The sequence below is a fragment of the Castellaniella ginsengisoli genome, assembly GCF_040955415.1.
Classification (GTDB): Bacteria; Pseudomonadota; Gammaproteobacteria; order Burkholderiales; family Burkholderiaceae_B; genus Castellaniella; species Castellaniella ginsengisoli.
Genome location: NZ_CP158257.1, coordinates 2,719,391 through 2,739,297, shown reverse-complemented (window position 1 = coordinate 2,739,297; position 19,907 = coordinate 2,719,391). Strand labels below are relative to the sequence as shown.

Here is a 19,907-nt window from a genome sequence, read left to right as displayed (position 1 = left end):
TGGCCCGGTCATTTAGGGTAAACGATGGGCGAGGCAGGGTCGGCTGCGATGGAATCAACACATCTGTATTTTCATACAGTATAATTTAATGCCATAATTTCTCGAATCCCGCCGCAGGCGGCCCGGCCGACCCGCGGCCGCGGTCCCGACGGCTCATCAATCACGATAGGAACTTCCCCCATGGATGAACGCTCCGGCAAGGCCAACCCCGAACGCGCCAAGGCGCTGGCTGCCGCGCTGTCTCAGATCGAAAAGCAGTTCGGCAAGGGTTCCGTCATGCGCTATGGCGACAACCAGATCGAACACGACATCCAGGTCGTCTCCACCGGTTCGCTGGGGCTGGACATCGCCCTGGGCGTCGGCGGCCTGCCGCGCGGCCGGGTGGTCGAAGTCTACGGGCCCGAATCCTCCGGCAAGACCACGCTCACGCTGCAGGTCATCGCCGAAATGCAGAAAATTGGCGGCACCTGCGCCTTCATTGACGCCGAGCATGCGCTCGACGTCCAGTACGCCTCGCGCCTGGGGGTCAACCTCGAAGACCTGCTGATCTCCCAGCCCGATACGGGCGAGCAGGCCCTGGAAATCACCGATGCCCTGGTGCGCTCGGGGTCGGTCGACCTGATCGTCATCGACTCGGTCGCCGCGCTGGTGCCCAAGGCTGAAATCGAAGGCGACATGGGCGATTCGCTGCCCGGCCTGCAAGCCCGCCTCATGAGCCAGGCCTTGCGCAAGCTCACCGCTACGATCAAGCGCGCCAACTGCATGGTGATCTTCATCAATCAGATCCGCATGAAGATCGGCGTCATGTTCGGCAACCCCGAGACCACCACGGGCGGCAACGCGCTCAAGTTCTATTCCTCCGTGCGCCTGGACATCCGCCGCATCGGCTCGATCAAGAAGGGCGACGAGGTCGTCGGCAATGAAACCCGGGTCAAGATCGTCAAGAACAAAGTCGCGCCGCCGTTCAAGCAGGTCGAATTCGACATCATGTACGGCGCCGGCATTTCCCGCGAGGGTGAAATCATCGATCTGGGCGTCCAGGCCGGCGTGGTCGACAAATCCGGCGCCTGGTACAGCTACAACGGCGAGCGCATCGGCCAGGGCAAGGACAACGTCCGCGAGTACCTGAAAGAACATCAGGACATGGCCTTCGAGATCGAGAACCGCGTGCGCGAGCAACTGGGCATCACCGCCCGGGCCGTACCCGCCGCTTCGGCCGCCCCCGCTGCCGATGGGGAATGACGCCGCCGACGCGACCGATCCGCCGTCCGGCGGCAACGGCCCGTCCGGGCGCAGGCCCGGCCTCAGCCTGAAGGCCCGGGCCGTCGCTTATCTGTCCAGGCGCGAACATTCCCGCCAGGAACTGCGCCGCAAGCTCTCGGCCTGGTGCGATGATCCCGCCACCATCGAGGCGGTGCTCGATGACCTGGCGCGAGAGCACTGGCAATCCGACCAGCGCTATGCCCAGGCGTACGCCCATCGCGCTGCGAGCCGCCAGGGCGCGCAACGCATTCTCGGCGCCCTGCGCCAGCAGGGGCTGGCCGATGAACAACTGGCCGATCTGCGGGAAACCCTGCGCGCCACTGAAGCGGATCGTGCGCTCGCCGTCTGGCAGCGCAAGTTCGGCCGTCCTCCCGCCGACCCGCGCGACTACGCGCGGCAGTATCGTTTCATGGCGGGCAGGGGGTTTTCCGCTGACTGCATCCGGCGGCTATTGAGCGCGCGGACGGATGCCGGGGACGCATCGACGCCCGATTCCGAATAGCGCCTACCCTGGGGCGCGGATGCCCGGCAGGGCTTCGAAGCAGGTGCGCCGGGCCTGCTCCAGGAACGCCTGCACGTAGGCGGTTTCAGCATCTTCGGCACGGATGCCGGCTTGCAGCGTGCGCCAGATTCCCACTCCCAACCGGCAGATTCTCAGCCCCGGCAGGTTCTTGTACTCATCCAGCGCCCAACTGGGCAGTGCCGCCACGCCCCGACCGCTGGCGACCAGTTGCACGATCATGGGGGTCAGCTCCGCCGTGCGCACGGCGACGGGTTCCACGCCGGCCGGATCCAGGAACGCGGTGTAGACGTCCAGCCGGGCCCGGTCGACGGGGTAGGTAATCAGAACCTGATCGGCCAGGTCTTCCGGCTGGATCGGGCCGGCGGCGCCGAGCGGTCCCCGGCTGGCCACCGCCAGGACCAGTTCGTAGGCAAACAGCGGGGTGTAGCGCACCGTTTCCAATGGTTCGGGATCCGATGTGATGACCACATCCAGGTCGCCGCGGGCCAGGGCGGGCAGGGGGGCGAAGGAAAAAGCCGCTGTCAGATCCAGGGAGACTTCCGGCCAATCTTTGCGGAATGCGTCCAGCGTCGGCATCAGCCACTGGAAGCAGGAATGACAGTCGATGGCGACGTGCAGGCGGCCGGCGCGGCCGGCCGCCAGGCGGCGCAGTTCCTGTTCCGCCGCGCGCACGCGCGGCAATACGTCTTCGGCCAGCGCCACCAGACGCAGGCCCGCCGTCGTCAAGCGCGCGGGCCGGGTGCGACGGTTCAGCAGCGGGGTCTTCAACCGTACTTCCAGGTCGCGAAGCTGGTGCGAGAGGGCCGACTGCGTCAGATGCAGGCGTTCGGCGGCTTCCTGCAGGCTGCCGCCTTCGCGGATGGCCAGCAAGGTTTCCAGGTGGCGTAACTCAATCATGAATTTTTCTCATATTATGGGTGCAGGATTTGATTTTTTATTTCTGTTTCTCCCAGGCAGAATGTCGTTCATTGAATAATTTTAATGTTATCAGGATTAATCATGACGATCATTCATAATTTGGGATTCCCCCGGATCGGCGCGGATCGCGAACTGAAGCGGGCCCAGGAAGCCTATTGGGCCGGCAAGAACAGTCTGGACGGCCTGCTGGCGACGGGCCAAGCGTTGCGGGCCAGGCATTGGGCGATCCAGGCCGAAGCCGGCGCGCACTGGGTGCCGGTCGGCGATTTTGCCTGGTATGACCATATCCTGGAATGGACCACGCTGCTGGGCGCCGTGCCCGCGCGTTTCGGCCAGGCTGAGGATGCCCCGGTCGAACTGGATACGCTGTTTCGCATGGCCCGTGGCCGAGCTCCGTCGGGCACGCCGGCGGCGGCTTGCGAAATGACCAAGTGGTTCGATACCAACTATCACTACATCGTGCCCGAACTCCACCCCGGCCAGACTTACCGGATTGCGCGGGAATCACTGTTCGAGCAGGTGGCCGAGGCCCAGGCGCTGGGTCACCGCGCCCGGCCGGTGATCCCCGGACCGCTGACTTGGCTGTGGCTGGGCAAGGGAGACGCCTATACGGGCGGTGCAGCCGACGCAGCCAAGCTGGATCTGCTGCCCGGCCTGCTGGCGGTCTATGAGCAGGTGCTGCAACGTCTGGCCGCGCAAGGCGTGGAATGGGTGCAGATCGACGAACCCATCCTGGTGCTGGATTTGCCGCCGGCGTGGCGTGAGGCGCTGGCCGGCGTTTACGCCCGGCTGGCGGAGCAGGGGCTCAAAGTGCTGCTGGCCACGTACTTCGGCGGCGTCGAGCACCATCTGGACGAGATCCGGCGCCTGCCGGTTCAGGGGTTGCACGTGGACCTGGTGCGTGCGCCCGGCCAGCAGGCGGCCGTGTTGGCTGCGTTGCGCGACGATCAGGTGCTGTCCCTGGGCGTGATCGATGGGCGCAACGTATGGCGCGCCGATCTGGATCGTGTGCATGAGCAGGTGCGCGCGGCTGCCCAGCGCCTGGGCGGGCGGCTGTGGCTGGCGCCTTCGTGCTCGTTATTGCATGTGCCCATCGACCTCGGCTTGGAAACCGACTTGGATAATGAACTGCGTAGCTGGCTGTCGTTTGCCGTACAGAAGCTCGACGAGTTGCGCCTGCTCCGGGCCCTGGCGGATGACAAGGCGGATGAGGCCGATCAGCGCGCCTTGGCCGCGGCCCGCCAGGCCGTGCGCAGCCGCGCCGCGTCGAGCCGCATCCATCGCCGCGACGTGGCCGAGCGCTTGACGCTCTCGGATGCGGTGCGCCGCGAACGCACGCCGTTTGGCGAGCGCATCGCCGCCCAGCAGGCGCGCTTGGGGTTGCCGCGCTATCCCACCACCACCATCGGTTCTTTTCCGCAGACGCCGGAGATCCGCGCCTTGCGCCACGACTGGCGCACCGGGGCGCTGGGGGATGCCGCCTACGAAAAGGCGATTCGCCAGGAAATCGAGCGTGTCGTGCGCTTCCAGGAGGAAGTCGGACTGGACGTGCTGGTGCACGGCGAGCCCGAGCGCAACGATATGGTCGAGTATTTCGGCGAACTGCTGGCTGGCTTCGCCTTCACCGCGTACGGTTGGGTGCAGAGCTACGGTTCGCGTTGCGTCAAGCCGCCCCTGATCTACGGCGACGTGGCGCGCCTGGCCCCCATGACCGTGGCTTGGTCGTCCTATGCGCAGTCCCTGACGGACAGGCCGGTCAAGGGCATGCTGACCGGACCGGTGACGATTCTGCAGTGGTCGTTCGTGCGCGATGATCAACCGCGCGAGCAGACCTGCCGCCAGATCGCCCTGGCCTTGCGCGACGAGGTCCAGGATCTGGAGCAGGCCGGCGTGACTGTGATCCAGATCGACGAGCCTGCCTTTCGCGAAGGCCTGCCGCTGCGGCGCGGCGACTGGGCCGCCTATCTGGACTGGGCGGTGGACAGTTTCCGCCTGTCCACTGGCGGGGTGCGAGACGATACGCAGATCCACACCCACATGTGCTATTCGGAATTCAACGATATCATCGAGGCGATCGCGGCGATGGATGCGGACGTGATCACCATCGAGACCTCGCGCTCCAATATGGAACTGCTGGGCGCCTTCGAAGCCTTCTCCTATCCGAACGACATCGGCCCGGGCGTCTACGACATCCATTCGCCCAATGTGCCGCGCGAAGATTGGATGGTGGATCTGATGCGGTGCGCTGCCACGCGCCTGCCAGCGGAGCGGCTCTGGGTGAACCCGGACTGCGGCCTGAAGACCCGCGGCTGGCCCGAAACCCGCGCCGCGCTGCAATCCATGGTGCAAGCGGCCCGGGTGCTGCGAGAAGCCGCCTGACCGCCGGAGGCGGACCGCAGAGGGGTATAAGCCGCCGATATAATCGGGGGCTTATACACGGTATATAATCGAAAGGTTTCACGAATTCCGGCCTTTCCGTCCCCCTCATGCCTTTGTCCGATCCGGCGAGTCCACGCCGTCCCGTTCACACGCGCTCCATTCGCGTCGAATCCTATGCTCGGGATGACGGGCTATGGGATCTCGAGGCCGAACTCGTCGACACCAAGGCGTATGACTTTCCGATTCGCGGGGGCGGGCATCATCCGGCGGGCGCGCCGGTGCATCACATGCGGCTGCGCGTCACCATCGACGACCGCTTCAACATCACGGCCTCCGAGGCCGTCTACGAGGCCGCCCCCTATGGCGAGTTTTGCAGCGCCATCGCGCCTGAATACGGCCGGCTGGCAGGCCTGAATCTGCTCAATCAATTCCGCAGACATGTGCGCGAACGTTTCGGCCGCACGGCCGGCTGCACTCATGTGACGGAACTGACCAACGTATTGCCCACCGTGGCGATCCAGACCATGGCTGGTCGCCAGGCCCAGACCCAGTCCGGCCACGGCGAGCGGCCGTTTCAACTGGATGGCTGCCATGCCCTGCGCGTGGACGGCCCCGTGGTGCGTGCGCATTATTCACCCTGGTATGTCCCCGCCGAGGCGTCCGCCAATGAAAGCTAGCGCTCTTCGGACCGCCGGCCGGATGGCGGCTCCCGGGCAGGCTCGTCGAAACGGCAGGCCGGCGGCTTTCTTTTTCCTTCACTGACAGGTAACTCATGAAAATTCACGAATATCAAGGCAAGGAATTGCTGAAGAAGTTTGGCGTGACTGTCCCGCGCGGCATTCCCGCGTTCTCGGTCGAAGAGGCCGTGGCGGCAGCCGAAAAACTGGGGGGTCCTGTCTGGGTCGTCAAGGCGCAGATCCACGCTGGCGGGCGCGGCAAGGGCGGCGGCGTGAAAGTCGCCAAGTCGCTGGACGACGTCAAGGCGCTGGCCGGCCAGATCCTGGGCATGCAACTGGTCACGCATCAGACCGGCCCCGAAGGCCAGAAGGTGCGCCGCCTGTACATCGAAGACGGCGCCGACATCCAGAAGGAATACTACCTGTCCGTCGTGACTGACCGCGCCACGCAGAAAGTGGCTTTCATCGCGTCAAGCGAAGGCGGCATGGACATCGAGGAAGTCGCCCATTCGACGCCCGAAAAAATCATCACCGTGCAGATTGACCCCCTCAAGGGATTTTCCCAGGCCGACGGCGAGACGCTGGCCAAGGGTGTGGCCATGCCGGCGGATTCCGTGGCCCAGTTCATCGACGTGTGCCAGAAGCTGTATACCTGCTACATGGAAACCGACGCCTCGCTGGTCGAGATCAACCCCCTGAACCGGGACAGCAAGGGCAATATCGTCGCCCTGGACGCGAAGTTCAACTTCGATTCCAACGCACTGTTCCGCCACCCCGAAATCGTCGCCTACCGCGACCTGGATGAAGAAGATCCCGCTGAAATCGAAGCCAGCAAGTTCGACCTGGCCTACATCCAGCTCGACGGCAACATCGGCTGCCTGGTGAACGGCGCCGGTCTGGCCATGGCGACGATGGACACCATCAAGCTGTTTGGCGGCGAACCGGCCAACTTCCTGGACGTCGGCGGCGGCGCCACCGCGGAAAAGGTCACCGAAGCCTTCAAGATCATGCTCAAGAACGACGGCGTGAAGGCCATTCTGGTCAACATCTTCGGCGGCATCATGCGCTGCGACGTGATTGCCGAAGGCGTGATCGCCGCCTGCAAGGCCGTCAACCTCAGCGTGCCGCTGGTGGTCCGCATGCGCGGCACCAACGAAGCACAGGGCAAGCAGATGCTGGCGGCCTCGGGCCTGCCCATCATCAGCGCCGACACCATGGCCGAGGCCGCGACCGCCGCCGTCGCCGCCGCGAAATAAGCATCTCAGGGAATAAACATGTCGATTCTGATCAATAAGGACACCAAGGTCATCACCCAGGGGATCACCGGCAAGACCGGTCAATTCCACACCCGCATGTGCCGCGAATACGCCAATGGCCAGGCCGCCTTCGTCGCCGGGGTGCATCCGAAGAAAGCCGGCCAGGATTTCGAAGGCATTCCCATCTACGCCTCCGTCAAAGAGGCCAAGGAGGCGACCGGCGCCACCGTGTCGGTGATCTATGTGCCGCCCGCAGGCGCGGCCGCCGCCATCTGGGAGGCCGTCGAGGCCGAGGTGGACCTGGCCATCTGCATCACCGAAGGCATCCCCGTGCGCGATATGCTCGAAGTCCGCAACCGCATGCGCGCCGAAAACCGCAAGACTTTGCTGCTGGGCCCCAACTGCCCGGGCCTGATCACGCCGGATGAAATCAAGATCGGCATCATGCCGGGGCATATCCACCGCAAGGGCCGCATCGGCGTGGTCAGCCGCTCCGGCACCCTGACCTACGAAGCCGTGGCGCAAGTCACGGAACTGGGCCTGGGCCAGTCCAGCGCGGTCGGTATCGGCGGCGATCCGATCAACGGCCTGAAGCACATCGATGTGCTGAAGATGTTCAATGACGATCCCGACACCGACGCCGTCATCATGATCGGCGAGATCGGCGGCCCCGACGAAGTCAACGCCGCGCAGTGGGCCAAGGACAACATGAAAAAGCCGGTGGTCGGCTTCATCGCCGGCGTCACCGCCCCGGCGGGCAAGCGCATGGGTCATGCGGGCGCCCTGATCTCGGGCGGCGCCGACACGGCCGACGCCAAGCTGGAAATCATGGAAGCCTGCGGGATTCGCACCACGCGCAATCCTTCGGAAATGGGCAAGCTGCTCAAAACCGTGCTGTAATGACTGACCGGCGCGGGGGTCGCACCTGCGCGCCGCTCGGCCAGGCCCCCGGCGTGGGGGTTTTTTTTCGTTTTTTCGTTTCGCTGCATTGATCGGGGGGTAGGCGCGGCATGTTCGAATGGCTCGGACAGATGCATTGGGGCGCGGTCTTCCAGATCGTCCTGATCGACATTCTGCTGGGCGGCGACAACGCCGTCGTCATCGCGCTGGCCTGCCGCCGGCTGGAGCGCCGCCGGCGCCTGCAGGGCATCCTGTGGGGTACGGCGGGCGCCATCGCCATGCGGGTGATCCTGATCGCCTTCGCGCTGACGCTGCTGACCTTTCCCGGGCTGAAAATCGTCGGCGCGCTGCTGCTGCTGTGGATCGGCATCAAACTGCTGTTGCCCGAAAAAGGCGCGCAAGACGAAATCCAGAGCGCCAGATCCGTGTGGGCCGCCGTGCGCACCATCATCATTGCCGATTTCGTCATGAGCCTGGACAATGTCATCGCCATTGCGGGTGCGGCCCAGAACACCATCCCCGATCACCGGCTGGCCTATGTCGTCTTCGGGCTGCTGCTGAGCGTGCCCATCATCATCTGGGGCAGCACACTGGTGCTGAAACTGATCGATCGCTATCCCCTGGTCGTGACGCTGGGCGCAGGCCTGCTGGGATGGATCGCCGGAGGGATGCTGGTCACCGACGCCGCCCTGGCCGCCTGGCTGGGCGCTTTGCCCGAATCCGTCCGCCTGTTTGCCGAGATCTTCGGCGCGCTGTTCGTCATGGGCCTGGGCACCTGGCTGGGCCGCCGCGCATCGACCGACACACGGACCATGCCATGAAATTGAAACGTCCCACCCTGCTGCAAGGCCTGGCCATTCTGGCTGCACTGGGCCTGTTGCTTCGCCTGTTGCTATCGAGGTATACCGCATGACCGCCGCTTCGGCTCCCCAACACCTTGTGATCGCCACCCGGGCCAGCCGCCTGGCGTTGTGGCAGGCGCGCCACGTGCAGTCGCGCCTCCAGGCCCTGTATCCCGGCTGCCGCGTGGAACTGCTGGAAATGACCACGCGCGGCGACCAGATCCTCGATCGCACGCTGTCCAAGGTCGGCGGCAAGGGGCTGTTCGTCAAAGAACTCGAAACGGCGCTGCTGGACGGCCGTGCGGATTTCGCCGTGCATTCTCTCAAGGATGTGCCGGTTGATCTTACACGGCCATTCGCCTTGTCCACCATCCTGGAGCGGGCCGATCCCTGCGACGCCCTGGTGTCCAACGAGGCGGCCTCGCTGGACGAACTGGCCGCCGGCGCCGTCGTCGGTACTTCCAGCCTGCGCCGCGAGGCCCAGTTGCGCGCCCGCTATCCCCATCTGGTGATCAAGCCCTTGCGCGGCAATCTGGACACCCGCTTGTCCAAACTCGACCGAGGCGACTACGCCGCCATCGTGCTGGCCGCCGCCGGTCTGCGCCGCCTGGATCTGGCCGCGCGAATTCGCGCCGTCCTGCCGGCGGAGCTCAGCCTGCCGGCAGCGGGGCAGGGCGCCCTGGGCATCGAGATCCTCGCCGACCGGACTGAACTGCGCGACTGGCTGGCCCCGCTGGCCTGCGCTGAAACCACCGCCTGCGCGCTGGCCGAACGCGCCGTATCGCGTGCGCTCGGGGGGTCTTGCCAGGTTCCCCTGGCGGCGTATGCGATTCAGAAAAACGGCGTGCTGAGTCTGCGCGCCCTGGTGGCCGAACCGGACGGTAGCCGCATCCTGCGCGCGCATGCCGAAGGCGGATCCGAGGCGGCCGAGGCGCTGGGGGCTGCCGTGGCCCAGGATCTGCTCGGCCAGGGCGCGGATGCGATCCTGGCCCGGTTGTCCGATCCCGCCGCTTCCTGACGCCCTGCGGATGGACCCGCGGACTCCGGTCATGCTCACGCGCCCTGCGGGGCGCAATGAGTCCCTGGCCCGCGCCTTGCGCGCGGCCGGTCTGGCCGTGATCGAGGCGCCGGCCCTGGCGATCGAGCGCCTGGACGCCGCCGTTCCCGCCCTCCAGGCGGGCGACCTCTGCGTCTTCGTCAGCCGCCAGGCGGTGGAGGCCTATTTTTCCGGCTCCCCGGCCGCCTCATGGCCGGCCGCCGTTCATGCGGCGGCCGTGGGGGCGGCGACCGCCCGGGCGTTGCGCGCGCACGTGCCGGCGGACTGGATCCTGTCGCCGGCCGACGGCCAGCCCCCTGATTCCGAATCCTTGCTGGCCGTCATCGAAGCCGCGAATCTGGCGCCGGGCCGTGCACATGTTTTCCGGGCGCAGCGCGGCCGGGACTGGCTCGCGCGGCAACTCCAGGCGCGCGGCTGGCGCGTCGCCTGCCATGCCGTCTATCGGCGCGGTCCCATCGTCTGGGATCGCGACACGTGCGCCTTCCTGGCCGGCTCGTCCGCCTGCACAGTGCTGCTGACCAGCCTGGAAGCCGTCGACGCCGTGGATGACAGCCTGCGCCTGCACGCGCTGGATTGGCCGGAGGTCCTGCGGGCCGTCACACTGCACGAACGGATCGCGCGACGTTTACAATACATCTACGCCGACCGGCCCGAAGGAGCGCTCGCCGTGCGCTTGAGCGCGCCCGATGAGGACGCCTTGTTTCAGGCTATATTGGCATCTGCGAGATCAGCCTAGAAGGACCCGTACGCCACCATGACCGATATCGACCACAGTTCGTCCGCCCCGGCTCCAGAATCGGCGACGCCCGCTTCGGCGCTGGCCTCGGCCCAGGCAGGATCAGAGCGGTCGCGGTCGCGGGGGCCGGTTCTTGCGGTCGTCCTGCTGGTTCTGCTCGCCCTGGTCCTTGCGGGGGCGCTGTATTATCAGAACCGCCAGTATCGCGCCATGCGCGCCGATTTGCAGCAACAGCATGCGCAAAGCGTCCAGTTGGTCCAGGAAACCCGTGCCCAGGCCGGCCAGGCCCTGGCGCTGATCCAGGAGCAGGCCGCCCGCCTCGATGAACTGAAAGGCGCCCTGGATGCCACCTCCGCCCAGCTCCAGGAGCTCGACCAGGCATTGCAGATGATGACCGACAGCGGCTCGGATCTGCTCTTGCTCAACGATATCGACCATCTGGTCACCATCGCCCAGCAGCAGCTCGCATTGGGCGGCAACGTCGCCAACGCCATCATTTCCCTCGAAGCCGCGCAGGCCCAGTTGGCACGCGCCAATCGCCCCGGGCTGGCGGCCCTGCAGCAATCGATCAATGGCGACCTGGATCGCCTGCGCGCCGTGGCGACCATCGACATGACGGCCTTGTCGGCGCGTGTCGACCGCCTGTCCGACCTGGTCGGAACCGCTCCGCTGCTGGTGCCGGATGCCGCCGCGCAACACCCGCTCGATCAGCCTGCGGCCTCGCCGGCCGCCCAGGCTTCGTCCACGCATCGGGCGCCGGCGGCGACGGCGCCCGAAGGCTGGCGCGCTGCGGCTGACGAGGCCTGGCAATGGGCGCGCGACGCGGCGGGCCTGGTGTTGCAGGATCTGCGCAGCCTGTTCGACGTGCGCCGGGTGGACGATGCCGCTGCGTTGCTGATGTCGCCCGACCAGGCCCTGCGCTTTCGCGAAGTGCTCAAGCAGCGGGCCGTGACGGCCCAGTTGGCCCTGATGATGCGCCAGTCGCGCATCTGGCGGGCCGAACTCGATCAACTGTCCCAGGCCATCGACCAGCGCTACGACATGCGCGCGGAGTCCTCCCGCGAGGCGCTCAGGATCGCTCGCGAGCTGCGCGACACCCCGATCGAGGTCGCGCTGCCGACAGTGGCCAACAGCCTGTCGGCGATCGCGGCGGCCCGGGATGCCGCCGCCGAGGAAGACGCGCAGGATGACGGGATGCCCGGCGATTCCGGCCCGGATCTCCCCCCGGCGGTGCAGTCTCCCGTCGCGGCCCCCGCCGCCGGTTCGGTCTAAGGAGAGCGCGCGATGCGATCCTGGATCTGGACCCTGGTTTTATTCGTTGCCGCCGTGGCGCTGGCCCTGGTGTTGCGTGAACATGGCGGCAACGTCCTCATCATCGCCCAGCCGTGGCGCATCGAGCTGTCCCTGTCGCTGGCCGTCGTGCTCGCGCTCGTGGCATTTCTGGCTCTGCACTGGCTGCTGCGCGCGCTGAACTGGCTCGGAAGCAGTCCTGGCCGGCTGCGGGCCTGGCGCGGACGCCGCGCCCAGCGGCGCGACGTCGAACTGCTCGAACGCGGCTGGATCAACGTCCTCGAGGGGCATTACGTCCAGGCTGAAAAAGACCTGTCCAACCTGATGTCGCGCACCCGGTCGGCCGATCGCAAGGTGCTCGCCGGGCTCAGCGCCGCGCGCGCCTTGCATCTCCTGGGGGAAACCGCGCGGCGCGACCAGGCGCTGCGGCTAGCCCAGGAAGGCGCCGGCCAGGATGCCCGTCTGCGCCAGGCCGTCGATACCGTGACGGCGGAAATGTATCTGGACCAGAACCGCGCCGAGGAAGCCCTGGCGTTGCTCGAACCGTTGCAGGACGCCTCGGCGCGCTTTCTGCATGGCACCCGCCTGTTGCTGCGCGCCCACCGCCAGTTGGGCCACGCGGATCGCGTATACGAACTCACGCGCCTGTTGCTGCGTCGCGGCGCGCTCGACGAAACCCAGGCCCGCCAGTTCATCCGCGAGTCCACGGCGCAGCGCCTGGCGCAAGTCGAGGAATCCGGCTGGAATGCCGTCTGGGGCGATCTCAGCGCCGATGAACGGCTTGATTCGGATGTGGCGCTGGCCGGCGCCCAGGCGCGGGCCCGCCTGGGCCAACCGGCCGAGTCCGCGCGCATCCTGGAGGCCTCTCTCGGCCGCCGGCTGGACGACCGCTTGTTGCGTCTCTATGCCCAGTGCGATGCGGCGCAGGCTGGCCAGCGCCTCGGTCATGCCGAACTCTGGCTGAAATCCAACCCCGACCATCCGGGCCTGCTGGCCGCACTGGGTCAGATCTGCCTGGCCGCCCAACTCTGGGGGCAGGGCGAGCACTACCTGGAGCGCAGCCTGGCTCTGCGCGCCGATACCCACATCCATGCCTTGCTGGGCAACTTGCACGATGCGCTGGGGCATCCCGATCAAGCACTGCGCAATTGGCGATTGGCCTGTCAGGCGGCGGACACCGACGTCCCCGTGATCAGTCGCCTGCTGCCGGCGGCCGACACGCGCGGCGATCCCCGTTTCGAGGAAACCGATGCGGTGGATGAGCCGGCGCCGCCTTCCGCACCCCATGCCGTGAGCGGCGTCTACGTCCAGGGCGAGACCGATGCCGACGCCATACCCGTCGCCGCCCCGGCTCCCGAACCGCCCGCCTCCACACCGCTCGCATCCGGCTCCGCATCCGCCGAGGATGACTACTTCGACACCGCCCCCATTCCCGGGGTGGACATGTCCCAGACCTCGGATCACGGCGCGCGCTAAGATTTTTCTGTCTGACCTATCCAAGGAACTCCATGAGCCTAGATCGAGTGCCGGCCGGCGACAAGCTGCCCGAAGAATTCAATGTTGTGATCGAGATCCCGATGAATGCGGATCCGGTCAAGTACGAAGTCGACAAGGCCAGCGGCGCCGTGTTCGTGGACCGCTTCATGCTGACCGCCATGCATTACCCCTGCAACTACGGCTACATTCCCCAGACCTTGTCGGAAGACGGCGATCCGGTGGATGTGCTGGTCGTCGCGCCGTTCCCTGTGCAGGTCGGCTCGGTCATCCGCTGCCGCGCGTTGGGCGTCATGAACATGGAGGATGAGGCCGGCAAGGATGCCAAGCTGCTGGCCCGCCCGGTCGACAAACTCTATCCGCCGTATCGTCAGATCGAGTCCACGGCAGACCTGCCGGCCGAAGAACTGCAGCGCATCCAGCACTTCTTCGAGCACTACAAAGACCTGGAACGAGGCAAGTGGGTCAAGGTTCAGGGCTGGTCGGGCCTGGATGCCGCCAAGCAAGAGATCCGCTCCTCCGTCGAGCGCTACGAGCAGACCAAGAAGGCCTAGGCACTGTGATGGATGAGACCGTGATTCCCCGCCCGGAGGCGGCCAGCGTAGCCGTGCGGGGCACTTCGGCCCGCTTTCCCGTGCGGCGCATCTACTGCGTCGGGCGCAACTACGCGGAACACGCGCGGGAAATGGGCGACACGGGGCGTGAGCCGCCGTTCTTCTTCGCCAAGCCCGCCGACGCCGTCCTGAGCGTGGCCGAGGGTGACGAGGGCGTGTTGCCGTACCCGCCGCTCACTCAGAACCTGCACCACGAGGTCGAACTCGTCGCCGCGCTGGGTTCGGGCGGCCGCGACCTGACGTCCGAGCAGGCGGCCGCCTGCGTCTGGGGTTATGCCATCGGCCTGGACATGACGCGCCGCGATTTGCAGGGCGCCGCCAAAAAAGCCGGGCGCCCCTGGGAAACCGGCAAGGCCTTCGATCACAGCGCGCCCATCGGGCCGCTGCGCCCGGCAGCCTCCACCGGCGCGATGGCGAAGGGGGCGATCACCTTGGCGGTCAACGGGCAGCCGCGCCAGTCGGGCGATCTGTCGGACATGATCTGGCCGGTGCCGGAAGCCATCGCCTACCTGTCCACGCTGTTCGAATTGCGCGCCGGAGATCTGATCTATACCGGCACGCCGGCCGGCGTCGGGGCTGTCGTGCCCGGCGATCGGCTCGAGGCCGCCATCGAAGGGCTGGGTACACTGCGCCTGCGCATCGGCTGAACGGCCGGGCCGCTGGCTCAGCCGGGCAACGGTCGCCGCCTTTTCGCAGGGCCAACCGTGCTTGCGCGTAGGCATCGCCCCGGTGCGGGATTTCGCCTGGCTGTCCGTGGGCAGGCGAGACACTTCGGGCCAGGACGGGAAGTGCGAATAGGCGGACGGGCGGAGGCGGGGCACACTGGGCTCCACCTACGTTCCGGAGCCCGCCATGTCCGCCTTCCTTCGCCTGCCTCGCCGCGTCCGTCCACGGGCTCCTTTCGGCCATCTCCGCCGGGTCTTTCCGGGAGCCCCTTCCGTGGGCGCCGTGCGCGCACCGAATGCCACCGGCACGCCGGTCATGCCGATGCGCCTGCCGCCACGGCCGGATTCCGCTGTCCGGGCCCGCCAGCGTGGCCAGGCCATGGTCGATTACATCATCGTTTTGGAAAGCCTTTATTCATGCGGGTTTCCAGAGGTCGTGAAGTCGATTTCTATTGGACGTCCAAAACTACGCCGACTTTTTGCCGGGCTTCGACGGCCCGCTGACTGTCTTTGGCGCCTTGTCGCGCAGGTAGATCCTGGTTGTGTGGGCGTCGGTATGACCCAGCAACTCGGTCGCGTTCTTGCCCTCGCGGTCGGCCTCGGTGCCCGACATGGCCCGAAGATCGTGTAGCGTCACATCGTCCACACCGGCCGCGCGTGTTGCTTGCTTGAAATAGCGCCAGACGTTGTTGCGAAAGCGCTTTGTTCCGGCGCGTCCAGCCACCACGTACCGGACCGATTTCACGCTGTATTTCAACTTCTTCGCCCGAGCAACAACGGCCCGCAATTCGGGCGTCCATGCGACGATCAGCTTCTTGCCGGTCTTCTCTTGCTCGAAGAAGATGCCGTTGTCCTGCAGGTGTCCGTACTCAATCTTGAGCACGTCACCGATGCGCTGGCCGGTCAGGTAGCACAGATCCATGATGACCTGCAGCCAGTCCGGCGCCTGGGCGTAGATCGCCTGGTATTCCGCCCAGGTAATCAGCCGATCACGCTGGCCAGTCGGCAGCCGCTTGACCGACAGGGTGGGGTTTGCCGCCACGATTTCTCGATCCATGGCCCACTGGAAAATCAGCTTGAGCGTGGTCAGCAGGTGGTTCCCGGTTGCCGCGCGCTCGCGCCACATGTCTTGCATCTGCACGATCGCGCCGTGCGTGACTTGCTCCGGCCGAAATTCCGCGAAGGTTTCTTTCAAGATGCCGGCGCATCGAGTGTAGATCCGAGCGGTCGACGCCGACACATCCCGAGTGATGTGCGGCAGGGCTTTGTCGACCAGGGCAGGGAAGCCGTTTTCCGGCACGGCCACGATGCTGGCGTATTCCAGCAGTGCGGTGTGCAGGTCGACGCCCAGGCGCATCCACTTGCCCTTGCTGACGTAGTAGAACGCGCCGTGGCGCTGGTACACGCACGCCGGCAGATGCCTATCCTTTTTGCGTGGCCTCATGGCCAGATCCTCTCAATGCAGCAGGCCGGCGAAGCTGAGGGGCTGGTGTGCCGCGGCTGACCACTTTAACGCCCAACATCGTCTCCACGACGGCGACGGCCACAAGAGGGCTGCCGTCCGTACTGCGGGCCATATGCGGGATGCCCATCTCGCGCAGGGCCCTGAGCTGCGCCTTGTATTTCGTCTTGCCGGTGATCTGCTCGACATCTTCTGGGGTGCATATCAGCATACTGCCTCCTGCAATTTCCAAGCCCGCCGCGTCGTCTCGATCATGCGGGCGATGACGTCTTTCATGATCATTCCTCGCTCAAAGTCTTCTCGACCCGCGCCAGCCCTCGCTGTCGCAAATCTGTCATAGGGTTTTCCACTAGGTTATCCACGGGGGATGTGGGTAAGTCCGGCGCCGGCGGCAAGGGCATCCAGTGCGAATACGCTCCGTCTGGGCGTGTTTCGTGAATGAGGCATCCGCACACTATTTCCGGCACGCCATCAATGTGCATCGCATAGACCCAGGTTTCGTCGTCTGGCGGCAGCCGATCCTCGACGCTGATCCACTGCTGTTGCTGGTACGCTTCGATGGCCGCGCGTTCGATGGCGCGGGCGAATAGCGGGGCCAAGGTGGCGTCACGGATTTCACGGATCTGCTGGTCCGTCAGCACTGGGGTGTAGGTGTCAGCCATGGTCGGCCCCCCCCTTCGCAGCACGGGCACGGCCGCCGGTCCCGTCGCACCACGGACACTGCTCATATGGTCCAAGCCAGCCGGTGCCGCCGCAGTGCTTGCAGATGCTACGCATGGTCGTCCCCCTTCGCCGCACTGTCGTCGCAGGCGCGGTATACGTCCACGCGCTCGTTGACCTTCGCCTGATCGCCGCCGTAGCTCAGGACGATGCTATGCAGCGTTTCAGAGTTGTCGTCGAGTGCGGTTGCCCACCGATACCGCTCCGCATCCGCCCGATCCTGGGCGCTGGCCAACTCTCCGGAATTTCCGGATGGTTCGGCCAGTTCTCCGGAAATTCCGGATGACTGCGCCTGGGCCGCATCACACAGCGCGGCATACAGCGCGTCTTCATCGCCATAGACATCGTTTTCGTTCCGCAAGACGGCCCGCATGGCTTCGGTCAGTGGGGGCATTGCGGGCTGCGCATGGATGGTTCCCATCAGCGCCCGACAGACTGGGCAGTCTGGATCTCGGGCGTCATGACCTTCAATATTGTCTGGGCACTCGCCCTCGTTTACGTGTTTTATGCGGCCCTCGGCGTAGGCGATCAGCGTCTGCACATCGGGCTGCGCCTGGGCGGCAACGGGGGCGGCGTAGCGTCGCAATGCGGTTTCCACATCGTCCAACAAGGCGGCTGCGTTGCAAAGCGTCTGCGACATATGCATGTTGGCCTCCAGATTGATGTCCTGCTGCGCGTCCAGCACTCGCTCGATCAGATCATCGATGTCGGTCGCCACGGGCTCCTGCGCTACAGGGGCGGCACCGCCCCCGTTGCGGAATGGATGGGCACAGTAGTAATACGGACCGGCTCCGCAATGCGGGCACGACACGCTGATGCTGCTGCGGGTCAATTCCTGCGCCACCGGCTCCGCGCTCGCGGCAGGCTGGCCGCTGCTGTAGCGGGACAGCATGGCACGGGCGAAGCGCAATATGGATTCGTCAGTCGTGAACCTGGGTTCTTCGCCGGTTGCGTCCGTTGAGTCGCAGTACTCCGAAGCCAGTTGCAGCAATTCATCGTCGCTCGGCATCATCTTCGCGGCGCCGCGAAGATGATCCTGGCGGTCGGCTTCGACTGCGGCGCGGGCATAGGCATCCATATCATCGATGCCGTACCCGTAGGCAATTTTCGTATCCTGCGCCTGCGGCATGATTCGCGGCTGCGGCAGAGACGGCAGTTTGATTTCAGTCTTGGTTGTCATGTGAATAGCTCCTGTTGGACAGGCGCAGCACGCGACGGCGTTGTTTCCGCCCAGGCCTTGTCCCAATAAGTCGTTTCTTTATCTGTATCGTGTAGGCCGAACAGTGCGCCGCCATTCCAGACTGCTATCCGCGCCTGATCCCATCGCTCGAAGACGTGCCGGGAAAATATCCGACCGTCAGGGTGTCCCGAATACGCGACTATCGCCATCGCTGCCTCCCTGTTCCTGTGCGAGTGCGGCGCGGGCATCCCGCAACCAGGGATCGCTGGCTTCCATGGCATCCAAGGGATCGCACTGGCCGCCCAGGTCCAGGATTCGATCCCGGCCGCAATCCAGCAGCCGAACGTAGGCGTGGATCATGCTGCCCAGAGACTGGCGCAGCGCATTGTTCTGCCGGTCCAGATGTTCGATCTGGACTTTGGCTTCGGCTATCTCCGCTTGCAGTGCATCGCAGCAGCGACGCAGGTCTTCGGCTTGTTGATTACCGATCATTTGGGGTCTCCTTCAGGCTTCAGGGCGGCGCGGGCCACTCCACGGAAATAATCCCGCACGCCGTTGCTGCCGTAGGCGACTGACATGGGCACCGCTTCGCCGCGCGACTCGACCAGCGGGATTTCCCATTGCTCAATGGCGGTCAGCACCTCCCGCAGCCGCGCTATCTCCGCTGCCTGAGCGTCGAGCGCCTGCTCAAGGTCTCCGCGCGTCCGCTGGTAGTTCGCCAGGGCCGTTTGTGCTTGCGCCCTCGTGCCCTGATCTGACGCCCATCCATGAGCCTGAGCGGCGGTGTCGAAAAGGTTCAGCAGCTTCTGTGTGTCGATGGTCATTTCAAAGCCTCGTCAATTTGAGCCAGCACGGTGTTCAGATCAGCCACGCCGGCTAGGCCAAGTACGTCGTTGGCCGGTATCACGCCGCCGATACCGTGACACTCGATCAGATCGTCACGCTCAGCGGCGATCTGAGCGCGGGCGAGTTTCAGGGCCGTGCGCAGGCTGGTAATCGTGCCAGCGGCTTCACGCATCAGATCGGCGGTGGCGTGATTGCTTGCTCATGATTTCCCCTCGGCCCTGTTGAGCGCCGCGCCCGACAAATCCATCACGCGCCCCCACTTGGCCCCGGTTATGTCCTCGGCATGCGGCGGGCACTTTGATAGATACGCGCGGACTTCGATCAGCGCCTCAAGCAGATCTGGCGCGGCGGCGATCAGGTCGCCATTTGCCGGGCTGTAGTCCCCGTCTGCCGATCGCGCAACACGAGCGATGGTCAGGCTCTCGCGGTCGGCGGCGAAGATTCGGCCGTTTCGGTGCGCCCACGGTCCAGGTGTTGGTGCGCTCATGTCTGCTCCCTGGCATCTTTCAGGACGCCATAAACATAAGTTCTCGATACGCCCAACCGATGCGCAATTTCGCGCTGGCTTGTACCCGTGCGGGTGAGGCGGGCGATCTCAGAGCGCAGGGCATCGCCCTTGGGGCGGTTGGCTCGGGCGCGCTGCATCTGGGCGACCATGGCGGTGATGGCGTTCATGACGCCTCCGGCTTGGCGGGCTCATCCAGATACCCCGCAATCTGCGCCCGCAGCGCACGCTCTTGCTGCCCAAGGGTCCGCGCTTTGGCTTCCAGCCGCATTTCGGCGATGCGCAGCATGTCGGGCAGGAATTCATCCAGCACGGCAAAAAACGTGTCTCTGGCCAGCTCGTCTGTGTCGTATCGCCAATGTTGCAACATCGTTGCAATCAGGTCCGCCGCAGATTCGCGCGGATCAGCGTTCCGTCGCTCCGCAAGCGTCTTGGCTGCGCTCGTGACTCTCTCTTTGTCGCTACGCAGGCCGCCCGCGCGGCGACTGATGGCATTCAGTTCGTCCAGGGTCATGTCAATCTCCAATGGTGGGCAGCCAGCAGCGCAGGAATGGGGGGCCGCTACTGGCTTTGGGTGCCC

Annotated in this window: 24 protein-coding genes; 13 read left to right on the top strand and 11 right to left on the bottom strand. The window is 65.5% G+C overall.

Annotated features, from left to right (window positions below):
* Positions 1-180 precede the first annotated feature (180 nt).
* Positions 181-1,242 (top strand): recombinase RecA, encoded by a 1,062-nt coding sequence (gene recA, locus ABRZ00_RS13060; RefSeq protein ID WP_343835276.1) that lies wholly within the window; start codon positions 181-183, stop codon positions 1,240-1,242.
* Entirely contained in the window at positions 1,232-1,765 is a 534-nt protein-coding gene (recX, locus tag ABRZ00_RS13055; protein ID WP_368641712.1) for a recombination regulator RecX, read from the top strand. Before recA ends, recX begins: the two co-directional genes overlap by 11 nt.
* Positions 1,766-1,768: 3 nt before the next feature.
* Here the strand turns inward: recX and ABRZ00_RS13050 are convergent, their stop codons facing one another.
* On the bottom strand, positions 1,769-2,683 hold the full coding sequence (locus tag ABRZ00_RS13050; RefSeq protein WP_368641713.1) for a LysR substrate-binding domain-containing protein: 915 nt from the start codon (positions 2,681-2,683) through the stop codon (positions 1,769-1,771).
* 102 nt (positions 2,684-2,785) lie between these two features.
* Here ABRZ00_RS13050 and metE point away from each other — a divergent pair, with 102 nt between their 5' ends.
* The 11 genes from metE to ABRZ00_RS12995 all read left to right on the top strand — a co-directional run bounded on the left by metE (position 2,786) and on the right by ABRZ00_RS12995 (position 14,596).
* The gene (gene metE, locus ABRZ00_RS13045; RefSeq protein ID WP_368641714.1) at positions 2,786-5,083 is read left to right on the top strand and encodes a 5-methyltetrahydropteroyltriglutamate--homocysteine S-methyltransferase; all 2,298 of its coding nucleotides are present in this window, start codon (positions 2,786-2,788) and stop codon (positions 5,081-5,083) included.
* 107 nt (positions 5,084-5,190) lie between these two features.
* Complete coding sequence (locus ABRZ00_RS13040; protein ID WP_368641715.1) at positions 5,191-5,760, top strand: DUF2889 domain-containing protein; 570 nt, start codon at positions 5,191-5,193, stop codon at positions 5,758-5,760.
* A 95-nt stretch (positions 5,761-5,855) separates the two neighbouring features.
* On the top strand, positions 5,856-7,016 hold the full coding sequence (gene sucC / locus ABRZ00_RS13035; protein WP_343835271.1) for an ADP-forming succinate--CoA ligase subunit beta: 1,161 nt from the start codon (positions 5,856-5,858) through the stop codon (positions 7,014-7,016).
* Positions 7,017-7,034: 18 nt separating this feature from the next.
* Complete coding sequence (gene sucD, locus ABRZ00_RS13030; protein WP_343835270.1) at positions 7,035-7,916, top strand: succinate--CoA ligase subunit alpha; 882 nt, start codon at positions 7,035-7,037, stop codon at positions 7,914-7,916.
* Between the two features lie 110 nt (positions 7,917-8,026).
* Positions 8,027-8,737, top strand: a complete 711-nt coding sequence (locus ABRZ00_RS13025) for a TerC family protein (RefSeq protein WP_368641716.1) — start codon at positions 8,027-8,029, stop codon at positions 8,735-8,737.
* A gap of 88 nt (positions 8,738-8,825) precedes the next feature.
* Positions 8,826-9,776 carry a hydroxymethylbilane synthase gene (gene hemC, locus ABRZ00_RS13020; protein WP_368641717.1) on the top strand — a complete coding sequence of 317 codons (951 nt, stop codon included), beginning with the start codon at positions 8,826-8,828 and terminating at the stop codon, positions 9,774-9,776.
* Positions 9,777-9,807: 31 nt separating this feature from the next.
* A complete protein-coding gene (locus tag ABRZ00_RS13015; RefSeq protein ID WP_368641718.1) occupies positions 9,808-10,551 on the top strand; it encodes a uroporphyrinogen-III synthase in 744 nt (247 codons plus the stop codon).
* An 18-nt stretch (positions 10,552-10,569) separates the two neighbouring features.
* Entirely contained in the window at positions 10,570-11,823 is a 1,254-nt protein-coding gene (locus tag ABRZ00_RS13010) for a uroporphyrinogen-III C-methyltransferase (RefSeq protein WP_368641719.1), read from the top strand.
* Positions 11,824-11,835: 12 nt separating this feature from the next.
* A complete protein-coding gene (locus ABRZ00_RS13005; RefSeq protein WP_368641720.1) occupies positions 11,836-13,317 on the top strand; it encodes a heme biosynthesis HemY N-terminal domain-containing protein in 1,482 nt (493 codons plus the stop codon).
* A gap of 32 nt (positions 13,318-13,349) precedes the next feature.
* On the top strand, positions 13,350-13,889 hold the full coding sequence (gene ppa, locus ABRZ00_RS13000) for an inorganic diphosphatase (protein ID WP_343835263.1): 540 nt from the start codon (positions 13,350-13,352) through the stop codon (positions 13,887-13,889).
* An 8-nt stretch (positions 13,890-13,897) separates the two neighbouring features.
* A complete protein-coding gene (locus tag ABRZ00_RS12995) occupies positions 13,898-14,596 on the top strand; it encodes a fumarylacetoacetate hydrolase family protein (protein WP_368641721.1) in 699 nt (232 codons plus the stop codon).
* A 484-nt stretch (positions 14,597-15,080) separates the two neighbouring features.
* Here ABRZ00_RS12995 and ABRZ00_RS12990 read toward each other — a convergent pair whose 3' ends face one another.
* From ABRZ00_RS12990 to ABRZ00_RS12945, 10 genes are all read right to left on the bottom strand, one after another.
* Positions 15,081-16,058: a tyrosine-type recombinase/integrase gene (locus ABRZ00_RS12990; RefSeq protein WP_368641722.1), complete on the bottom strand. Its 978-nt coding sequence runs from the start codon at positions 16,056-16,058 to the stop codon at positions 15,081-15,083.
* A complete protein-coding gene (locus ABRZ00_RS12985) occupies positions 16,036-16,287 on the bottom strand; it encodes a DUF4224 domain-containing protein (protein ID WP_368641723.1) in 252 nt (83 codons plus the stop codon). Before ABRZ00_RS12985 ends, ABRZ00_RS12990 begins: the two co-directional genes overlap by 23 nt.
* Positions 16,288-16,354: 67 nt before the next feature.
* Positions 16,355-16,738, bottom strand: coding sequence for a hypothetical protein (locus ABRZ00_RS12980; protein ID WP_368647768.1), 384 nt, complete (start codon positions 16,736-16,738; stop codon positions 16,355-16,357).
* Between the two features lie 107 nt (positions 16,739-16,845).
* Entirely contained in the window at positions 16,846-17,976 is a 1,131-nt protein-coding gene (locus tag ABRZ00_RS12975) for a hypothetical protein (RefSeq protein WP_368647767.1), read from the bottom strand.
* A gap of 177 nt (positions 17,977-18,153) precedes the next feature.
* The gene (locus tag ABRZ00_RS12970) at positions 18,154-18,468 is read right to left on the bottom strand and encodes a hypothetical protein (RefSeq protein WP_368647766.1); all 315 of its coding nucleotides are present in this window, start codon (positions 18,466-18,468) and stop codon (positions 18,154-18,156) included.
* A complete protein-coding gene (locus ABRZ00_RS12965; protein ID WP_368647765.1) occupies positions 18,465-18,800 on the bottom strand; it encodes a hypothetical protein in 336 nt (111 codons plus the stop codon). Before ABRZ00_RS12965 ends, ABRZ00_RS12970 begins: the two co-directional genes overlap by 4 nt.
* Positions 18,797-18,994 (bottom strand): hypothetical protein, encoded by a 198-nt coding sequence (locus tag ABRZ00_RS12960; protein WP_368647764.1) that lies wholly within the window; start codon positions 18,992-18,994, stop codon positions 18,797-18,799. The genes ABRZ00_RS12965 and ABRZ00_RS12960 overlap by 4 nt, the downstream gene beginning before the upstream one ends.
* A 27-nt stretch (positions 18,995-19,021) precedes the next feature.
* Positions 19,022-19,309: a hypothetical protein gene (locus ABRZ00_RS12955; protein WP_368647763.1), complete on the bottom strand. Its 288-nt coding sequence runs from the start codon at positions 19,307-19,309 to the stop codon at positions 19,022-19,024.
* Positions 19,306-19,497, bottom strand: a complete 192-nt coding sequence (locus tag ABRZ00_RS12950) for a helix-turn-helix domain-containing protein (RefSeq protein ID WP_368647762.1) — start codon at positions 19,495-19,497, stop codon at positions 19,306-19,308. The genes ABRZ00_RS12955 and ABRZ00_RS12950 overlap by 4 nt, the downstream gene beginning before the upstream one ends.
* Positions 19,494-19,841 (bottom strand): hypothetical protein, encoded by a 348-nt coding sequence (locus ABRZ00_RS12945; protein WP_368647761.1) that lies wholly within the window; start codon positions 19,839-19,841, stop codon positions 19,494-19,496. Before ABRZ00_RS12945 ends, ABRZ00_RS12950 begins: the two co-directional genes overlap by 4 nt.
* Between the last annotated feature and the right edge of the window lie 66 nt (positions 19,842-19,907).